Annotated in this window: 12 protein-coding genes; 8 read left to right on the top strand and 4 right to left on the bottom strand. The window is 42.5% G+C overall.

Features of this window, described 5'->3' with window-relative positions; genetic code table 11:
• Positions 1-9: 9 nt before the first annotated feature.
• Positions 10-2,403, bottom strand: a complete 2,394-nt coding sequence (gene mrcB, locus FTT87_RS04300) for a penicillin-binding protein 1B (RefSeq protein WP_180174502.1) — start codon at positions 2,401-2,403, stop codon at positions 10-12.
• Positions 2,404-2,849: 446 nt separating this feature from the next.
• On the opposite strand from mrcB, the gene FTT87_RS04295 reads away from it, so the two are divergent.
• Positions 2,850-3,755, top strand: a complete 906-nt coding sequence (locus tag FTT87_RS04295; protein WP_180041853.1) for an NAD(+) kinase — start codon at positions 2,850-2,852, stop codon at positions 3,753-3,755.
• Positions 3,756-3,758: 3 nt separating this feature from the next.
• Positions 3,759-4,031, top strand: coding sequence for a YeaC family protein (locus FTT87_RS04290; protein ID WP_086195677.1), 273 nt, complete (start codon positions 3,759-3,761; stop codon positions 4,029-4,031).
• 272 nt (positions 4,032-4,303) lie between these two features.
• On the opposite strand, the gene FTT87_RS04285 is transcribed toward FTT87_RS04290, so the two are convergent.
• Positions 4,304-5,308: a glycosyl transferase family protein gene (locus FTT87_RS04285; RefSeq protein ID WP_180041851.1), complete on the bottom strand. Its 1,005-nt coding sequence runs from the start codon at positions 5,306-5,308 to the stop codon at positions 4,304-4,306.
• 431 nt (positions 5,309-5,739) lie between these two features.
• Here FTT87_RS04285 and FTT87_RS04280 point away from each other — a divergent pair, with 431 nt between their 5' ends.
• Both FTT87_RS04280 and FTT87_RS04275 read left to right on the top strand, forming a co-directional pair.
• The gene (locus tag FTT87_RS04280) at positions 5,740-7,086 is read left to right on the top strand and encodes a dicarboxylate/amino acid:cation symporter (RefSeq protein ID WP_180174466.1); all 1,347 of its coding nucleotides are present in this window, start codon (positions 5,740-5,742) and stop codon (positions 7,084-7,086) included.
• 150 nt (positions 7,087-7,236) lie between these two features.
• Positions 7,237-8,379 carry an acyl-CoA dehydrogenase family protein gene (locus tag FTT87_RS04275; RefSeq protein ID WP_180041847.1) on the top strand — a complete coding sequence of 381 codons (1,143 nt, stop codon included), beginning with the start codon at positions 7,237-7,239 and terminating at the stop codon, positions 8,377-8,379.
• A gap of 93 nt (positions 8,380-8,472) precedes the next feature.
• Here FTT87_RS04275 and FTT87_RS04270 read toward each other — a convergent pair whose 3' ends face one another.
• On the bottom strand, positions 8,473-8,991 hold the full coding sequence (locus tag FTT87_RS04270; protein ID WP_086195616.1) for a type 1 glutamine amidotransferase domain-containing protein: 519 nt from the start codon (positions 8,989-8,991) through the stop codon (positions 8,473-8,475).
• 759 nt (positions 8,992-9,750) lie between these two features.
• Between FTT87_RS04270 and pheA the strand changes: the two genes are divergently transcribed.
• The 4 genes from pheA (at position 9,751) to FTT87_RS04250 (ending at position 14,779) form a co-directional block, all read left to right on the top strand.
• On the top strand, positions 9,751-10,860 hold the full coding sequence (gene pheA, locus FTT87_RS04265) for a prephenate dehydratase (RefSeq protein ID WP_086195615.1): 1,110 nt from the start codon (positions 9,751-9,753) through the stop codon (positions 10,858-10,860).
• Positions 10,861-10,935: 75 nt separating this feature from the next.
• On the top strand, positions 10,936-12,042 hold the full coding sequence (hisC, locus tag FTT87_RS04260) for a histidinol-phosphate transaminase (RefSeq protein WP_180081372.1): 1,107 nt from the start codon (positions 10,936-10,938) through the stop codon (positions 12,040-12,042).
• Positions 12,043-12,045: 3 nt separating this feature from the next.
• Complete coding sequence (locus FTT87_RS04255) at positions 12,046-14,292, top strand: bifunctional prephenate dehydrogenase/3-phosphoshikimate 1-carboxyvinyltransferase (protein ID WP_180174465.1); 2,247 nt, start codon at positions 12,046-12,048, stop codon at positions 14,290-14,292.
• 109 nt (positions 14,293-14,401) lie between these two features.
• Positions 14,402-14,779 carry a hypothetical protein gene (locus FTT87_RS04250; protein ID WP_180041840.1) on the top strand — a complete coding sequence of 126 codons (378 nt, stop codon included), beginning with the start codon at positions 14,402-14,404 and terminating at the stop codon, positions 14,777-14,779.
• 110 nt (positions 14,780-14,889) lie between these two features.
• On the opposite strand, the gene FTT87_RS04245 is transcribed toward FTT87_RS04250, so the two are convergent.
• Positions 14,890-15,522 carry an alpha/beta hydrolase gene (locus FTT87_RS04245; protein WP_180174464.1) on the bottom strand — a complete coding sequence of 211 codons (633 nt, stop codon included), beginning with the start codon at positions 15,520-15,522 and terminating at the stop codon, positions 14,890-14,892.
• Positions 15,523-15,554: the final 32 nt, after the last annotated feature.

Genomic DNA, 15,554 nt, shown 5'->3' with positions numbered 1-15,554 from the left:
TTATTACCCTTAATTGTTATAACTACCGCTTGAAATGATCTGATTGGTAGAACCATCGTTCTGGGTTTCAGTCTCACTTTCACGGATATAGTTACCAATACTATCGTTTTGATCTACGGGTGTCTGATTGTTTTCAGTATTAGGTGTGTCAGCAGGTTCTACCTGATAATGCGGTATACCACAACCGGTGGCCTGACGTGGCATGTTACTGCGTAGTAAGGGAATGTACATCGCACCTTCACAGCCTTGTGCGGATAGATGACCCGTCGAACGATCAATCCATTGCCATTGCACACTGTCAGTTTGACGCAAGTTAACCGGTTTTTGACGCAACTGTTTCATGACATTAATCCAGACCGGAAGTGCACCTGAAGAACCGGTTAGACCAGTCACCTTGTTATTATCCAGACCCAGCCAGACTACGCTGAGATAATTGCCTGAATAGCCTGCAAACCATGAGTCGCGGGTATCATTGGTGGTGCCCGATTTGCCTGCCAGTTTCAAGTCAGCAGGGAAAGCACTATAAGCTGCACGTCCCGTACCAGAGTTCATGACTTGCTGTAAACCATAATTCAAAATATAAGCTGCAGAAGCGTCGATGGTTTGTTGTGGCGTCAGACCATAACGATCGAGCAGGCGTCCATTGGAATCGACCACTGAGCGAATGGACTTGATAGGATATTTGAAACCGCCGGTTGCAAAATTGCCGTAAATACTCATCACTTCCATCGGTGACATATCAATTGCACCCAGGAAGATCGACGGATAGTTTGGAATATTGGCAGTCACGCCAAATTTTTTCAGATGATTGCTAAAGGTGGAAATACCAAATTCCTGACCCAAACGTACTGCCGCGAGGTTATAGGAGTTTGCCAGGGCTTCCGACATTGGAATAACACCGTGTGCACCACCACTGTAATTCCTAGGTGTCCAGTTTTTACCTTCACTTAAGATGCTGATGGCACTATCTTCAATGGGACTGGCCCAATTATAGCGTCCTGACTCGATTGCGCTTAAGTAAATGACCGGTTTAAGCAAGGAACCGACCTGACGTTTTGCATCCAGCGCACGGTTAAAGCCAGTAAAGTCCTGAGTCGAACCTAAAGCGGCAACCAGTTCGCCATTTTCAGGATGAGAAATTAAAACAGCACCTTGCAAATCTTTTAAACGTTGCGGGTTGGCATTGGCCAAATTGGAAACAGATGCTTTAAATGCTTCCTGTACCTTGGTTTGGGCAATCGGGTCCAGCGTGGTAAAGATTTTTAACCCTTGATTGGTCAGGTCGCCTTCCTGATATTCGGTGCGTAGCTGTCGACGTACAATATCCATGAAATCCGGGAAGCGAGCAGGCCCCAAGGTGGGTTTTGCAATGACATTTAATGGTCGTGCAACTTCTCGTTCATACTGTTCTTGGGTCAGATACCCCATCACCAGCATGTTGTGTAACACGATATCGCGACGTTTTTTTGCACCTTCCGGATTTTTCCATGGATTAAACAGGGACGGTCCTTGTACCAGACCGACTAAATAAGCCTGCTGGGCAATATTCAGTTCACGTAGCGGTAAGCCAAAATAAAACTGTGAAGCCAGACCATAGCCATTAATTGAATAATTGCCATTTTGCCCCAGATTCACTTCATTTAAATACGCTTCCAGAATTTCATCTTTGTCATAATGAAGCTCAATCAGCATGGCCATCAGGGCTTCATTGACTTTACGTTTTAAGGTTCTTTCTGGACTTAAATAGAAATTCTTCACCAGCTGCTGGGTCAGGGTAGAACCGCCCTGACGTTTGCCACCAGTGAGATTGCTGACTACAGCACGCGCTGTACCACGAACCGATATGCCATGATGATGATAAAAATTACGGTCTTCTGTTGAGATCAGGGCTTCAATGAGCGGTTTAGGCACATTATTAAGCTTAATCAGCACACGGTCTTCATTATGTTGCGGATAAATTCCGCCAATCAGTAAGGGTTCTAAACGTGCAATGCCGGTAGAAGAAGGTTTGGTTGCACTGACTTCACCAATCTGATTATCATTAAAGGTAACTTTTAACACCTGCTCAGGTTCAACGCTGTCACCAAAGTCGAAGCCGCGGGTATGCACATAGATTGCATCACCGGAGCTTACATAATTGCCGGATTGGGCATAGCTATCAGAACTTTTATAGCCCAGCAGTTTGAGTTCCTGAGAGAAGTCTGTCTGGTTGACCGGCGCATTGTTATAAATCTCCAAAGGACGGGCAAAAACTTTTGCCGGAATGTCCCAGCGTTGACCTTCAAATTTATTGCGTACAATATTATCCATTCGGATTAAATAGATACTAAAAACTAAGAAGATGCCAATGACTAATATTGAGAAAATAAGGGCCACTAAACCGATACCGCGTTCAGACTTCATCAATGATTATAAGATCCAAATAAATTGTGCTAATCATGCGAAGCTTTTTATTTTTTTGCAATAATTAATCTGTGAATGAAGAGAAAATATAACAATAAACCGCACAAAATATTTGTAATGAGTCTTTGATTTTATAAAAGATATTATTTTTAGTATTCAAACCGTATTTGCAAATAAATATGTTCATATTAAAGCAAGTGAACAGCACTATACCTCTGAGTTATTCTACTTAAAGTAATTTTGTAAACCGGGTAGCTTTTAGCATAAAAAATCAGGTTGATTATGGCTTTAAGTTCATGCAAGGTGAACAGATCTGAATAACTGGCTAAACTCAGGTTTAGTTTTTGAAATCACTGGATGGTCAATGCAATCTGAACTTAAAGCTTTTTAAAATGAACAGGGTTAATGCTATGATAGTCAGGAATCGTAGCGGAGCGATGACCTAGGTGCAAATTTCACATAAAACTTTTCGTAACATTGGATTAATAGGACGTCCAGATAAATCCTCCGTCGTGGAAACTTTAAGTCTTATTCATGACCATCTTTTAAGTTTGGGTTTACATCCTGTTTTTGATTCGGAAACAGCAGCCCTTGTCCCTTATAGCAATACGCAAACGGTAAGCCGCAGTTTACTGGGTGAAGTGGTGGATCTGGTCATTGTGGTCGGTGGTGACGGTTCTTTACTGCATGCCGCACGTGCCCTGGTCAGACACAATACCCCTGTCATTGGGGTCAACCGTGGGCGTTTGGGCTTTTTAACCGATATCAAGCCGACTGAGGTTATTTTTAAGCTGGATCAGGTGCTCAAAGGCGAATTTCAGCTCGACCGCCGTTTCTTGCTGGAAATGGAAATCCGCTCCAAAGGTGAAAGCATTTATGATGCGATTGCCTTGAATGATGTGGTTTTACATTCCGGCAAGTCGGTTCATATGATTGACTTTGAACTGAATATTGACGGTCAATATGTCTATCGTCAGCATAGTGACGGTTTGATTGTTTCGACGCCTACCGGCTCTACCGCTTATGCGCTTTCTGGTGGTGGACCGATTGTCCATCCGAGTATGGATGCCATCTCTTTGGTGCCGATGCACCCGCATACCTTGTCTTCACGCCCGATTGTGGTCGGTGGACATAGTGAAATTAAGATTATTATTCGTGAAAACCGTGTTTTACCGATGGTCAGTGCCGATGGTCAACACAGCGTTTCACTCAGTGTCGGGGATAGTTTGCATATCCGCAAACATCCATTTAAATTGAATCTCCTTCATCCACCCGGTTATGATTTTTATATTGCTTGTCGTACCAAACTGGGTTGGAACCAAGATTTTGACTCTTTACAACAGCAGGATTAAATGATGAATATTGAACAAATGCTGGCCGTACTCGATCCTGAAATTGTTGCGCGTTTAAAGACAGCAGTGGAAATTGGTAAATGGCCGAATGGCGTAGCACTTACGCAAGAGCAACGCCAAATTTGTATGCAAGCGGTTTATGCTTGGGAAATAAAAAATTTGCCTGAGACTGAACGTAGTGGCTATATTGACCGCGGTACCAAAGAAGAAGATGAGCACTGCGATTCACATGACCCGCAGCAAGACGAAGAATTCAAGCCGATTCGTTTTGTTTAAATATTTATTTGTAATAAAAAAGACACTGCAGTGTCTTTTTTATATTTTAATTTTTTGAAAGGTACGACGGATGTCTTACCGATAAACCTCAATTTATAGAAGCTCATCTTGTTACTTTGGATAAGCCCAAAGTAACCAAAGGCATTGCCATCCGCAAAACTCGTTCCATACTATCATTTGATGAATGTTTCGCAGAACCATTTTTATCAAATGAAGTCTTGCCTCGAACAATTGCGAATGGCTTTGTCACGTATCATCTATTCTGCATCAAATCAGATTTTAGACTGGCGATTTAGCCATAGCTCTTTGGCTTTTAACATTGCCTCTTCATAAGAAGCACATGCTCCCATCGTGTATAAAGCAATTCCCATGGTTTCAGTGACAGCAATTTCGCCATATTCATGATCTTGCTTGCCTTCCCAAACCGCTTTAAAAACTGCTAAATCCAGTTCTTCTTCAACAGGACTACGGTTTTCAGTCAATTTCGGTAATTCATGTTCGTACAGCTCGCCATTTTTAATCCCGCAGATTAAGGTTTTAGCATCCGGATTCCGTTCAAATTCACCACCTTCACCCTTAATCACTGCACTATTTTGATAGCCCAGTTTAAATGCGGCCTGCTGGTGTGAAGTACGATAAGCCGGATGGAAAATAGCCTGCACTGTAGCTTTGGCATTAAAAGGATTAATTAAACGGGCTAAAGTATGAATAGGTGAGCGCAAGCCCATCACATTACGTAAAGAAATTAGATCGCTCAAAATAGGTGAAATTGCTGCTAAGGGCATATAAGCAAAATTGCGTTGTTGCAACTGCTGTTCCACCTCGCTGTCATTCTGGCAAATTGGATAACCAAGATATTCCAGAACCTGTTCGGTATAAAGGCGGTTAATGGTATGTCCAGAGGCGCCATGCATCACGACTTTATAGTCGTGTTGTGCCAGGGTCAGCGCTGCCAATAAGAACCAGGGATAATGTTTGCGTTTGCCAGCATAAGATGACCAGTCCAAATCCACATCTAAAGCTTTGAAACTGAGCTGATCACGGGTGGCTTGTACAAAACCGGCCAGTTCATCGACAGACTCTTCTTTAACACGCAGTAGCATGAGGAAAGCCCCCAGTTGAACATCCAAAACCTCATTTTTTAGGATCATGGTGAATGCCTGATAGGCTTCGTCAAAAGTCAGCGAACGGGCACCGTTTTTTCCTTTGCCTATAATACGGACATATTGTGCGAAAGGATGTTCAGCATCTTTGTAGATATTTCTTTTGGTTTGCATAAGGAGTATTTCTTGGCAAAGGAAAATAGGATGGATAATAGTTTATAAAGATAAGGTAAATATTTCAGCCTAATTTAAATAAAAGTAACTTTAGTTATTTCGACTAATGTCTAATGAGTAGCGATGGTATTTTAAACAAACTTAACAATATAGACCGCATCAACAAATAAAAATTAGGTAAAATTTAACATTAGGTAAAATTATGTAGATTTGCTTATCAGCATGTGTGACCGAATAGGTGGATTTTTTATAAATTCAATTCATTCATGATGATAAGTTTATGATTTTTTTATATCCCAGTATTTGAGCTTACTCAATACTTTTTGTATGTTCTTTTGTGATGAATACAAAAGGATTAAAGGCTGTGTATTCGTAAGAATAGGCAAAAACTGAATATTTCTAGTGCTGGAAATATCTAAAGAAGTAATGTTATGGCTAAAAAACCAATTTATAAGTCACTGTATTTTCAGGTGATTGTTGCCATCATTTTAGGTGTTATTGTTGGGCATTTTTACCCAAGTTCATCTGTAATCGTTGACGGCGTTAAGCAAAGTGTTCCAGGCTTGGGCGAGCAATTAAAACCATTAGGTGATGCTTTCATTAAGCTCATTAAAATGATTATTGCACCGGTGATTTTCTGTACTGTGGTTAGTGGTATCGCAGGTATGGAAAGCATGAAATCTGTGGGTAAAACAGGTGGTATCGCGCTGCTTTATTTTGAGGTTGTCTCAACACTAGCATTAATTATCGGTTTGCTGGTGATCAATATTGCAAAACCGGGTGTAGGCATGAACATTGATCCTGCATCTTTAGATACTTCAGGTATCGCCAAGTATGTGGAATCCGGTGCATCTCAATCGACCGTTGATTTCTTTATGAACATCATCCCGAATACGGTGGTGGGTGCCTTTGCCGAAGGTGAAATTCTTCAAGTCCTTTTATTTGCATTGCTGTTTGGTTTTGCGTTACATAAATTGGGCGATGCAGGTAAACCGGTCCTTAAATTCATCGATCAAATTTCGCATGTATTCTTCAATATCGTAAACATGATCATGAAACTTGCGCCTATCGGTGCGTTCGGTGCAATGGCATTTACGATTGGTAAATATGGTATTGGTTCACTTGCTCAGTTAGCTCAACTCATCATCTGCTTCTATATTACCTGTTTGCTGTTTATCTTCATTGTATTGGGTAGTATTGCGCGTTTCAGTGGTTTCAGTATTGTGAAATTGATTCGTATGATTCGTGAAGAACTCCTGATTGTCCTGGGTACATCATCTTCTGAATCCGTACTTCCACGCATGTTGAAAAAACTGGAAATTGTCGGGTGTGAAAAGTCAGTTGTGGGTCTGGTGATTCCTACCGGTTATTCATTTAACCTGGATGGTACTTCAATCTATTTAACCATGGCTGCAATCTTCATTGCACAGGCAACTAATACTCAGCTTGATTTAGCACATGAAATTACACTTTTAGCGGTGTTGTTGATCTCTTCTAAAGGTGCGGCAGGTGTAACAGGTTCTGGTTTTATTGTCATGGCGGCAACATTGTCTGCTGTAGGAAATATCCCTGTAGCAGGTCTGGCATTGATTCTGGGTATTGATCGTTTCATGTCTGAAGCACGTGCCTTGACGAATCTTGTGGGTAACTCATTGGCAACAATTGTCGTTGCAAAATGGGTCGGTCAATTAGATACAGTTAAATTAAATGAAGCATTAAACAATCCTGAAATGGTTGACCAAAAAATGCAAGAAGAAGCGACTCAAGCACACGCTTAATCGATGCAGATTTAAAAAGGAAGCTACGGCTTCCTTTTTTATTGACCCTAAGGTCATAAAATATAAAGCCTATACGACATGACAGATATCTATAAAGTGGATAGCATGAGAAAGGGACAGAACTACAACAACTCAATATAAGGATGCCGTATGTTGGCTTATGATGCTGATTTAGAATTATTCCGCGACAATTTCAAACGCTTTATGAATGAGCATATTGCTCCACATTATGAACAATGGGAACAGGAAGGCATTATGCCGCGTTCAGTCTGGAACTTGCTGGGTGAAAACGGTTTCCTGTGCGTGGATGTTCCTGAAGAATATGGCGGTTATGACGTGCCAACCCATTATTCACTGATGCTGGTAGAAGAATCTGCACGTGCCGGATTTAGCGCACTATCCACCGGTATTTCCTGCCACTCTGAAATAGCAGCACCTTATATTTTGCATATTGGGACAGAAGAACAAAAGCAGTACTGGTTACCCAAAATGGTGACGGGTGAAGTGGTAGGGGCGATTGGCATGACGGAGCCGGGTGCCGGTTCCGATTTGCAGGCCATGCGTACCAATGCCATCCTGCAGGAAGATCACTATCTGCTCAATGGTTCCAAAACTTTTATCTCGAATGGTCAACATGCTGACCTTGTGGTACTGGCGGCTAAAACTGATCCGCAAGCCCGGGCAAAAGGCGTGTCTTTATTGCTTTTAGATACACACCTGGAAGGTTTTAAAAAGGGCACCAACCTCAACAAGATTGGTTTGCATTCACAAGATACTTCAGAACTGTTCTTCGATAATATCAAGGTGCCTAAAGATCAGCTGCTGGGTCAGCCAGGACAAGGTTTTGCCTATTTAATGCAGGAATTACCACGTGAGCGCACCGCGATTGCTGCAACAGCCATTGGTGCTATTCGTGGTTCAATTGATGTCACCATTGCTTATGTCAAAGAACGACAAGCCTTTGGTCAGCCAATTAGCCAGTTCCAGAATACCCGTTTTGTTTTGGCTCAGGCGAAAATTGAGGAACAGGCGACTGCTGCTTTTTATAACCAGAACGTTGAGTTATATATGCAGGGTAAACTGGATGTGGAAACGGCAGCAGCTTTAAAAAGTTTCGCAACCGACATGCAGATGAAAATAGCGGATAAGCTGTTACAGCTGTTTGGTGGCTATGGCTATATGACAGAATATCCAATTTCACGTTTCTTTGTGGATGCCCGTATTCAGCGAATTTACGGCGGAACCAATGAAATTATGAAAGAGATTGTAGCACGTAGCTTATTGGGGCGTTAATTCATGAATAAGACGCTACAATAAAAAAAGAGCTGAATAAATAGAGAGGCACCCTAAAAGCTGGACACCAGGTCTGACTTTGCAGGGTGCTTTTTATTGATTCAAAACCATTAAGCTTTCTTCTATAAACGCAGGTAAATCATCAGGAGAGCGTGATGAGATATACAGATTATTATCGTTGACCACACCAACATCATAATAGACTGCGCCGGCATTAATCAGATCCTTGGCAACCGTTTTAATGGTGGTCATTAAGCGGCCTTTGACGACTTTGGCTGTAATCAGTAACTGCGGACCATAACAAATGCTCAAAATGGGTTTTTCTGCATGGGCAAATTTACGCACAAAATCCACGAAGCGGTCATCGCCACGGAGCCGGTCTGGAGAATAACCGCCAGGAATGAGCAAAGCATCAAAATCATGCACGGTGACATCATCTATACTTTGGTCAATGGTGACGGCTGATTTTCGCTTATGACCATAGACAATATTGCCTGCTTTGTTTTCAATATTTAAAATACTATGCCGTGCTGCACGAAAGGCTTGCACAGGTTCAGAATATTCGACATCTTCAAAATCATGGGTCACTAGCACGGCGATTCTTTTGGACATTATTTTTCTCCGAATTGCTTTGTTCACAGACTATAAATTAAACATTAAACTTTTGTGATGAAGTTTGGTAAAGGACTCTTGCATCTGTAAAATATCTGTAAGTTTACCTGGATGAGTGTTTTCAAGCATTTGTAAATATTAAAAAATTAAACTAAAAACTTTTGTTTCTACATGTGTCAAATGGTCAGCATGCAAAATTTTTCCGATGATTGATTTTGTTAATTATTTCAAAATGGCTGTGGATTTTTTGACTTTGTATGCGGTCAGATGGGCGTGATTGCGTTTTGTGATGTTATTCATTGCGAGATGAAAAGCTATCCTGGCTATCCAGGTTTGAAGTGACTCCTGAATGTGTTGATCTACAATACCGATCACTGTTGCTTGCAGAACTTGAAGATATTCGACCAGAATCGCTTAATCGAATCTTTGAAAATAAGGAAAATGGCTAAAAATAATTCAGTATTAAGTGTTTTTAACGATGAGCTTATTTGCAAATACCAATAAATTTATTTAGTGAAATGACATAAAATTGCGAGCCAGATTGCTGAATTACAGATGTATAGCCGTGGTGTCTTTTTTAGCGAATTGGCAAAAGCTCAGCAATTTAAAATACTCCGGGCAAAAACATCAGCAATAAAATTGCTGATTAAATCAACTGTATGTTTTTAAGACTGAATCAATCAAAGTCTTATTGCGTAACATTTGAAAGCTAACTATTGTTATACTGTTTGCATAACGTTTTTGAAGGGCAACATAACAATGATCAACGACGATCAAAACACATCGACTTCTCTTGATCTGGCTCAAATCCGTCAGGATATTGATTCTGTAGACCAACAGATTCAACAGCTTATCAATAAAAGAGCAAAACTGGCTGAAGCTGTCGCAAAAGCAAAATTTGCTGCTGAAGAGAATCCATTGTTTTACCGTCCTGAACGTGAAGCACAAGTTTTACGTAATGTTATGCAGCGTAATGAAGGTCCATTGTCTGACGTCACCATGGCGCGTTTATTCCGTGAAATCATGTCTGCGTGTCTGGCACTGGAAGCACCACAAAGTATTGCATTTCTAGGGCCTGTGGGCACTTATACCCATTCAGCAGTATTGAAACATTTTGGTCAGGATGCCATTGTCCGCCCATTGCCTACCATTGATGAAGTGTTCCGTGAAGTCGAAGCGGGCAGTGCACATTATGGTTTGGTGCCGGTAGAAAACTCATCTGAAGGTGTGGTGAACCATACCTTGGATTGTTTTAAATCTTCACACTTGAATGTGATTGGTGAAGTGGAACTGCGTATCCATCACCAGTTTCTGGTGTCCTCCAATACCCGTAAAGACAGCATTAAACAGATTTATGCCCATCAGCAGACCTTGGCACAATGTCGTAAATGGTTAGATGCCCATTATCCAGGCGTGGAACGTGTTGCCTTAAGTTCTAATGCCGAAGCGGCACGCCGTATTCGCAATGAATGGCATTCCGCAGCGATTGCGTCAGAAGTGGCTGCCAATATTTATGACCTGGAAATCCTGCACAGCAATATTGAAGATAATCCGGAAAATACCACTCGTTTCTTGGTAATTGGTCGTGAAAAAGTACCGCCAAGTGGCAATGATAAAACTTCATTATTAATTTCAGCGCATGACCGTGCCGGTGCATTACTGGAAATTCTGGCACCCTTTGCCAAACACAACATCAGTCTAACCAGTATTGAAACCCGTCCTGCATTGCCTGAAAAATGGGCCTATGTATTCTTTATTGATCTGGAAGGCCATATCGAGCAAGAAAATGTCAAAGCGGCAATTGAAGAAATTCGTCCTTTGGTCAAAGAAGTTCGCGTATTGGGTTCATATCCGATCGCAGTTTTATAAATCACTCTGGTGATCGGCTTGATTTTTTAATTTTAGGCTGATTCCTTTTATCACTTGAAATAGCGGAAGAGTAACATGTCGTTTGTCCCTGCCAATGAAGGCATCTCAAAGTTAAAGCCTTATCAACCAGGTAAACCTATTAGTGAACTTGAGCGTGAGTTAGGGATTACTGATATTGTCAAATTAGCCTCAAACGAAAATCCGTTGGGCTGTTCTGATAAAGTCAAACAGGCTGTAGCAGCTGAACTGGCAGAAATTGGTCGCTATCCGGATGGTGGCGGTTTTATCTTGAAAGACCAGATTCAGGCACAATTTGGTGTAACTGCTGACCGTATTACTTTAGGTAATGGGTCAAACGACTTGCTGGAAATGTTTGCCCGCGCATTCGTTTCAGAGAAAGACTCGGTAATTTATAGCCAGCATGCTTTTGCCGTATATGCTTTGGTGACTCAAGCGATTAATGCAGAAGCGATTGAAGTGCCGGCCAAAGGTTTTGCTCACGATCTGGATGCCATGGCAGCAGCAATTAAAGACAATACCAAACTGATCTTTATTGCCAATCCAAATAACCCGACGGGAACCTGGTTTGAAGAAGCCGAATTTGAAGCTTTCATGCAAAAAGTTCCGGGAAATGTCATTGTTGTTCTGGACGAAGCTTATGTGGAATATTTCCCGGAAAACTTCAACAGCCTGAAATTTCTGGAGCAGTATCCAAACCTGATTGTCAGCCGTACCTTGTCTAAATGTTATGGTCTGGCTGCACTGCGTGTTGGTTTTGCCTTGGCATCGCCAGAAGTAACAGATTACCTGAACCGTATTCGTCAGCCATTTAACGTCAATCATCTTGCCATGGTTGCTGCGGTTGCTGCACTCAAGGATGAAGACTTTATCGAGCAATCGCGTGAAGTGAACAAGGCGGGTATGGCACAGCTCGAAGCTGGTTTTAAAGCTTTGGGGCTGAACTATGTACCTTCTCGTGCCAACTTTATTTTGGTCGATGTACAGGCTGATCCAGCACAAACGTTCAATGCCTTGTTAAAAGAAGGCGTAATTGTACGTCCTGTGGGTATTGCAAATCATCTGCGTGTATCGATTGGTACTGAAGCGGAAAATGCCAAATTCCTGACAGCACTGGCGAAAGTACTCGATTTAGCTCCTGATGCGGTAGAGGAAAAAGCCTAAGCCATGTCTCAGCCACTGTTTGAAAAAGTTGCCTTTATTGGACTTGGGCTGATTGGCTCAAGTCTGGCTCGTGTCATCATTGCTGAAAAACTGGCAAAGCAAATTGTTGCCTCAACGCGTTCGCAAAAAACGTTGGATGATGCAAAAGCGCTTGGACTGATTCAAGAGGGCTATAGCAATCCCGTAGATGCGGTGCAAGGTGCAGATCTGGTGGTTTTGGCTTTACCTGTGCGGGCAACGCAAAAGGTGTTAGAAACCATCAAGCCTTATCTGTCAGAGAACACCATCATTACCGATGTGGGCAGTACCAAAGGCAATGTGGTGGATGCAGCCAAAGCCGTATATGGTGAAAACCTGCCGGCAGGTTTTGTTCCGGGTCATCCGATTGCGGGTGCGGAACATACTGGCGTGCATGCAGGTAAGGTTGATTTGTTTGCCAATCATAAAGTCATTTTGACGCCATTACCAAGCAGTGCTGACTGGGCTGTGGATAAACTGGTTCAACTGTGGCAAGCTGCCAAGGCAGAAGTGATTTGTATGGATGTGGACAAGCACGATGAAGTGCTGGCCCATACCAGTCATCTTCCGCATTTAATGGCCTTTAACCTGGTTGAGCAACTGGCCAACCGGGAAGATAATCTGGATATTTTTCGTTATGCCGCTGGGGGCTTTCGTGATTTTTCCCGAATCGCGGCGAGTGACCCGCAAATGTGGCATGACATCTTTTTTGCCAATAAAAAAGCAATTTTAAATGCAGTGGATGGCTTTGAGCAGCAACTGGCTCAAATTCGCAAACTCATTGAAGATGAAAATTCCAAGGCATTGATTGGACTGTTGGAGCATGCACAAGCTGCGCGACAACACTTCAATCATATGCTCGCTAAAAAACCTTTGATGGAGAACGATAACGTGACACAACAATTTACCATTTTGCCGGGTGATAAGACATTTAAAGGTAAATTTACCGTGCCAGGTGACAAATCTGTGTCACACCGCTCCATCATGTTTGGTGCGATTGCTGAAGGAACCACACATGTTAGCGGGTTCCTTGAAGGTGAAGATGCATTGGCAACACTTCAAGCATTCCGTGATATGGGCGTGAGTATTGAAGGGCCTAAAAATGGTGACGTGACTATTCATGGCGTAGGTATGCATGGCCTAAAAGCCCCTGCAAGTGCCTTATACATGGGCAACTCGGGTACTTCCATGCGCCTGCTTTCCGGTATGCTCTGTGCACAGAAGTTTGATTCAGTCATGACTGGTGATGCATCCTTGTCAAAGCGTCCAATGGAACGTATTGCTAAACCGTTACGTGAAATGGGAGCACAGATTCAGACTACAGGTGAGCGTGGTACACCGCCCGTTTCCATTACCGGCAATCAAAAGCTTAAAGGTATTCATTACGACTTACCAATGGCTTCGGCTCAGGTGAAATCAGGGATTTTACTGGCGGGCCTTTGGGCAGAAGGGGAAACATCGGTGACTGAACCGGAACCGACCCGTGACCATTCCGAACGTATGCTGCGTGCCTTTGGTTATGAAGTAAAAACTGAGGGTAACCGTATTTCCCTGCAAGGTGGCGGTAAATTGGTCGGTACTGATATTCAGGTTCCATCTGATATTTCATCCGCTGCATTCTTTATGGTGGGTGCTGCCATTACTGAAGGTTCCGATGTCACTTTGGAAGCGGTAGGGATTAACCCGACCCGTACCGGTGTCATTGAAATCCTGAAACAGATGGGTGCAGATTTGACTGTTGAAAACGAACGTATCGCAGGCGGTGAACCGATTGCAGACATTCGTATTCGCGGCACGCGCACCTTAAAAGGTATTCATATGCCGGAAGATCAGGTGCCATTGGCCATTGATGAATTCCCAGCTTTATTTATTGCTGCAGCTTGTGCTGAAGGTCAAACCATTTTGACTGGTGCTGCCGAGCTTCGGGTAAAAGAATCTGACCGTATTCAGGTAATGGCAGATGGCTTGCAGACTATGGGCATTGACTGTACGCCAACCGATGATGGCATCATCATTGAAGGTAAGGGCAAGTCTGGTGACTGGTCTGCAATTTTCACAGGTGGTGAAATTGAATCGCATCATGACCACCGTATTGCCATGAGTTTTTCCATGGCGGGCTTGCGTACTTCCGGCGAAATTAAAATTATTGGCACCGAAACTGTAGCAACCAGTTTCCCAACTTTCACTGAGTTGGCCAATCAAGCTGGTTTAGCCATTCAAGTCAGTGAATAATTAGTCTAATTTTGTATATTTGTTAAACAACAGCCAAGCTTTCGCTTGGCTGTTTTGTTTTTATTGCTTATGCTAAAACCATACAACAATAATGTCTTTGGATACACAGATGAGAAAATTAGAATTTACTGCAAACTGTGAAAAGCATAATCATGTGTCACAGCAAACGAATGACTGCCATGTGACTCAGGAATATGTTGCAGATTTATTGTCTAAAGAACTCGGTCAATACGGTTTCCAGACCTTGTCGCAAAGTGGTGATCAGGTTGCGGTAAGTGTAGACAATCAATCTTTGCCATTATCTGTCACCTGCCAGAGTCGTGATGCAGAAGGGCACCTGGTCTGCGAGATTACTTCTTACCCAGCTGAAGATCAGGACTGGCTAGATCGTATTACGGAACAAAGTTTATTGAATCAATTGGCCCAAGCAGTAGAAAATACCTTAAAAGAAGACGAATCTTTTAGTGGTTTTACATGGAAAGGTTAAATATTTATTTTGACCCCATGAGTAAACCAAGAGGAGGGCTTAGCCTCCTCTTTTTATTTGCAGCCATGTATAAACCATATATAAAATAGATGCTCTATACTGCTGTCAGCTTATTCGTCTACAAGAAAGCGGGAGATAGCAACGCGTAATTGCTTTAAATATCCAGTAAAGAAATGATTTGCACCGGGTAAGATGGTGAGTAAATGGCGTTGCGGTTTGGCCCATTCAATTAAGTCGGACAACAAGGTTACTTCGTCAGCTTCACCATGCAGGAACAGAATATCACCTTTAATGTGTGGTGTAACATAATGACGTACACCTGCAACTGTTGCAGTAGGTAGTCCACATAAAATTAATTGTTTGGGTTTAATTTCATCGGGTAATACATGAAAACACTTTGCCATGACATGGGCACCAAAACTAAAGCCTGCTGCATAAAAAGGCAAATTGATATGCTTACAGCGAATCTGTTGAATAATTTCTAGAATATCATCCGTTTCGCCATGGCCTTTATCATGCTCACCCTTACTCTGGCCAGAGCCTCGGAAACTTGGACGATAGACAATACAGCTGCGTTCAATAAACATCTGAGCAAGCAGAACTGGAACTTTATGCTGCGGAGTGCCGCCTTGTAGGGGGTGAGGATGACATACCAGCGCAAATCCTTTCACTTTACCCTGTGGATAATCAACAAAAACTTCCAGTTGACCTGCAGGACCTTGAATGAAAATTTGCTCGGACATGTAATAACCGACTCATGACAGAAGAGAGGGCT

Origin of the sequence: Acinetobacter sp. YH01022 (genome assembly GCF_013420235.1) — a bacterium.
Classification (GTDB): domain Bacteria; phylum Pseudomonadota; class Gammaproteobacteria; order Pseudomonadales; family Moraxellaceae; genus Acinetobacter.
The sequence above is the reverse complement of the archived record's forward strand: the minus strand, read 5'-3'. Positions and strand labels throughout refer to the sequence as shown.

Excerpts from the sequence above, each read along its gene's own strand:
- mrcB (WP_180174502.1), bottom strand. The coding sequence starts at position 2,403 with ATGAAGTCTGAACGCGGTATCGGTTTAGTGGCCCTTATTTTCTCAATA.
- FTT87_RS04290 (WP_086195677.1), top strand. The coding sequence starts at position 3,759 with ATGAATATTGAACAAATGCTGGCCGTACTCGATCCTGAAATTGTTGCG.
- FTT87_RS04285 (WP_180041851.1), bottom strand. The coding sequence starts at position 5,308 with ATGCAAACCAAAAGAAATATCTACAAAGATGCTGAACATCCTTTCGCA.
- FTT87_RS04280 (WP_180174466.1), top strand. The coding sequence starts at position 5,740 with ATGGCTAAAAAACCAATTTATAAGTCACTGTATTTTCAGGTGATTGTT.
- FTT87_RS04275 (WP_180041847.1), top strand. The coding sequence starts at position 7,237 with ATGTTGGCTTATGATGCTGATTTAGAATTATTCCGCGACAATTTCAAA.
- FTT87_RS04270 (WP_086195616.1), bottom strand. The coding sequence starts at position 8,991 with ATGTCCAAAAGAATCGCCGTGCTAGTGACCCATGATTTTGAAGATGTC.
- pheA (WP_086195615.1), top strand. The coding sequence starts at position 9,751 with ATGATCAACGACGATCAAAACACATCGACTTCTCTTGATCTGGCTCAA.
- hisC (WP_180081372.1), top strand. The coding sequence starts at position 10,936 with ATGTCGTTTGTCCCTGCCAATGAAGGCATCTCAAAGTTAAAGCCTTAT.
- FTT87_RS04255 (WP_180174465.1), top strand. The coding sequence starts at position 12,046 with ATGTCTCAGCCACTGTTTGAAAAAGTTGCCTTTATTGGACTTGGGCTG.
- FTT87_RS04250 (WP_180041840.1), top strand. The coding sequence starts at position 14,402 with ATGAGAAAATTAGAATTTACTGCAAACTGTGAAAAGCATAATCATGTG.
- FTT87_RS04245 (WP_180174464.1), bottom strand. The coding sequence starts at position 15,522 with ATGTCCGAGCAAATTTTCATTCAAGGTCCTGCAGGTCAACTGGAAGTT.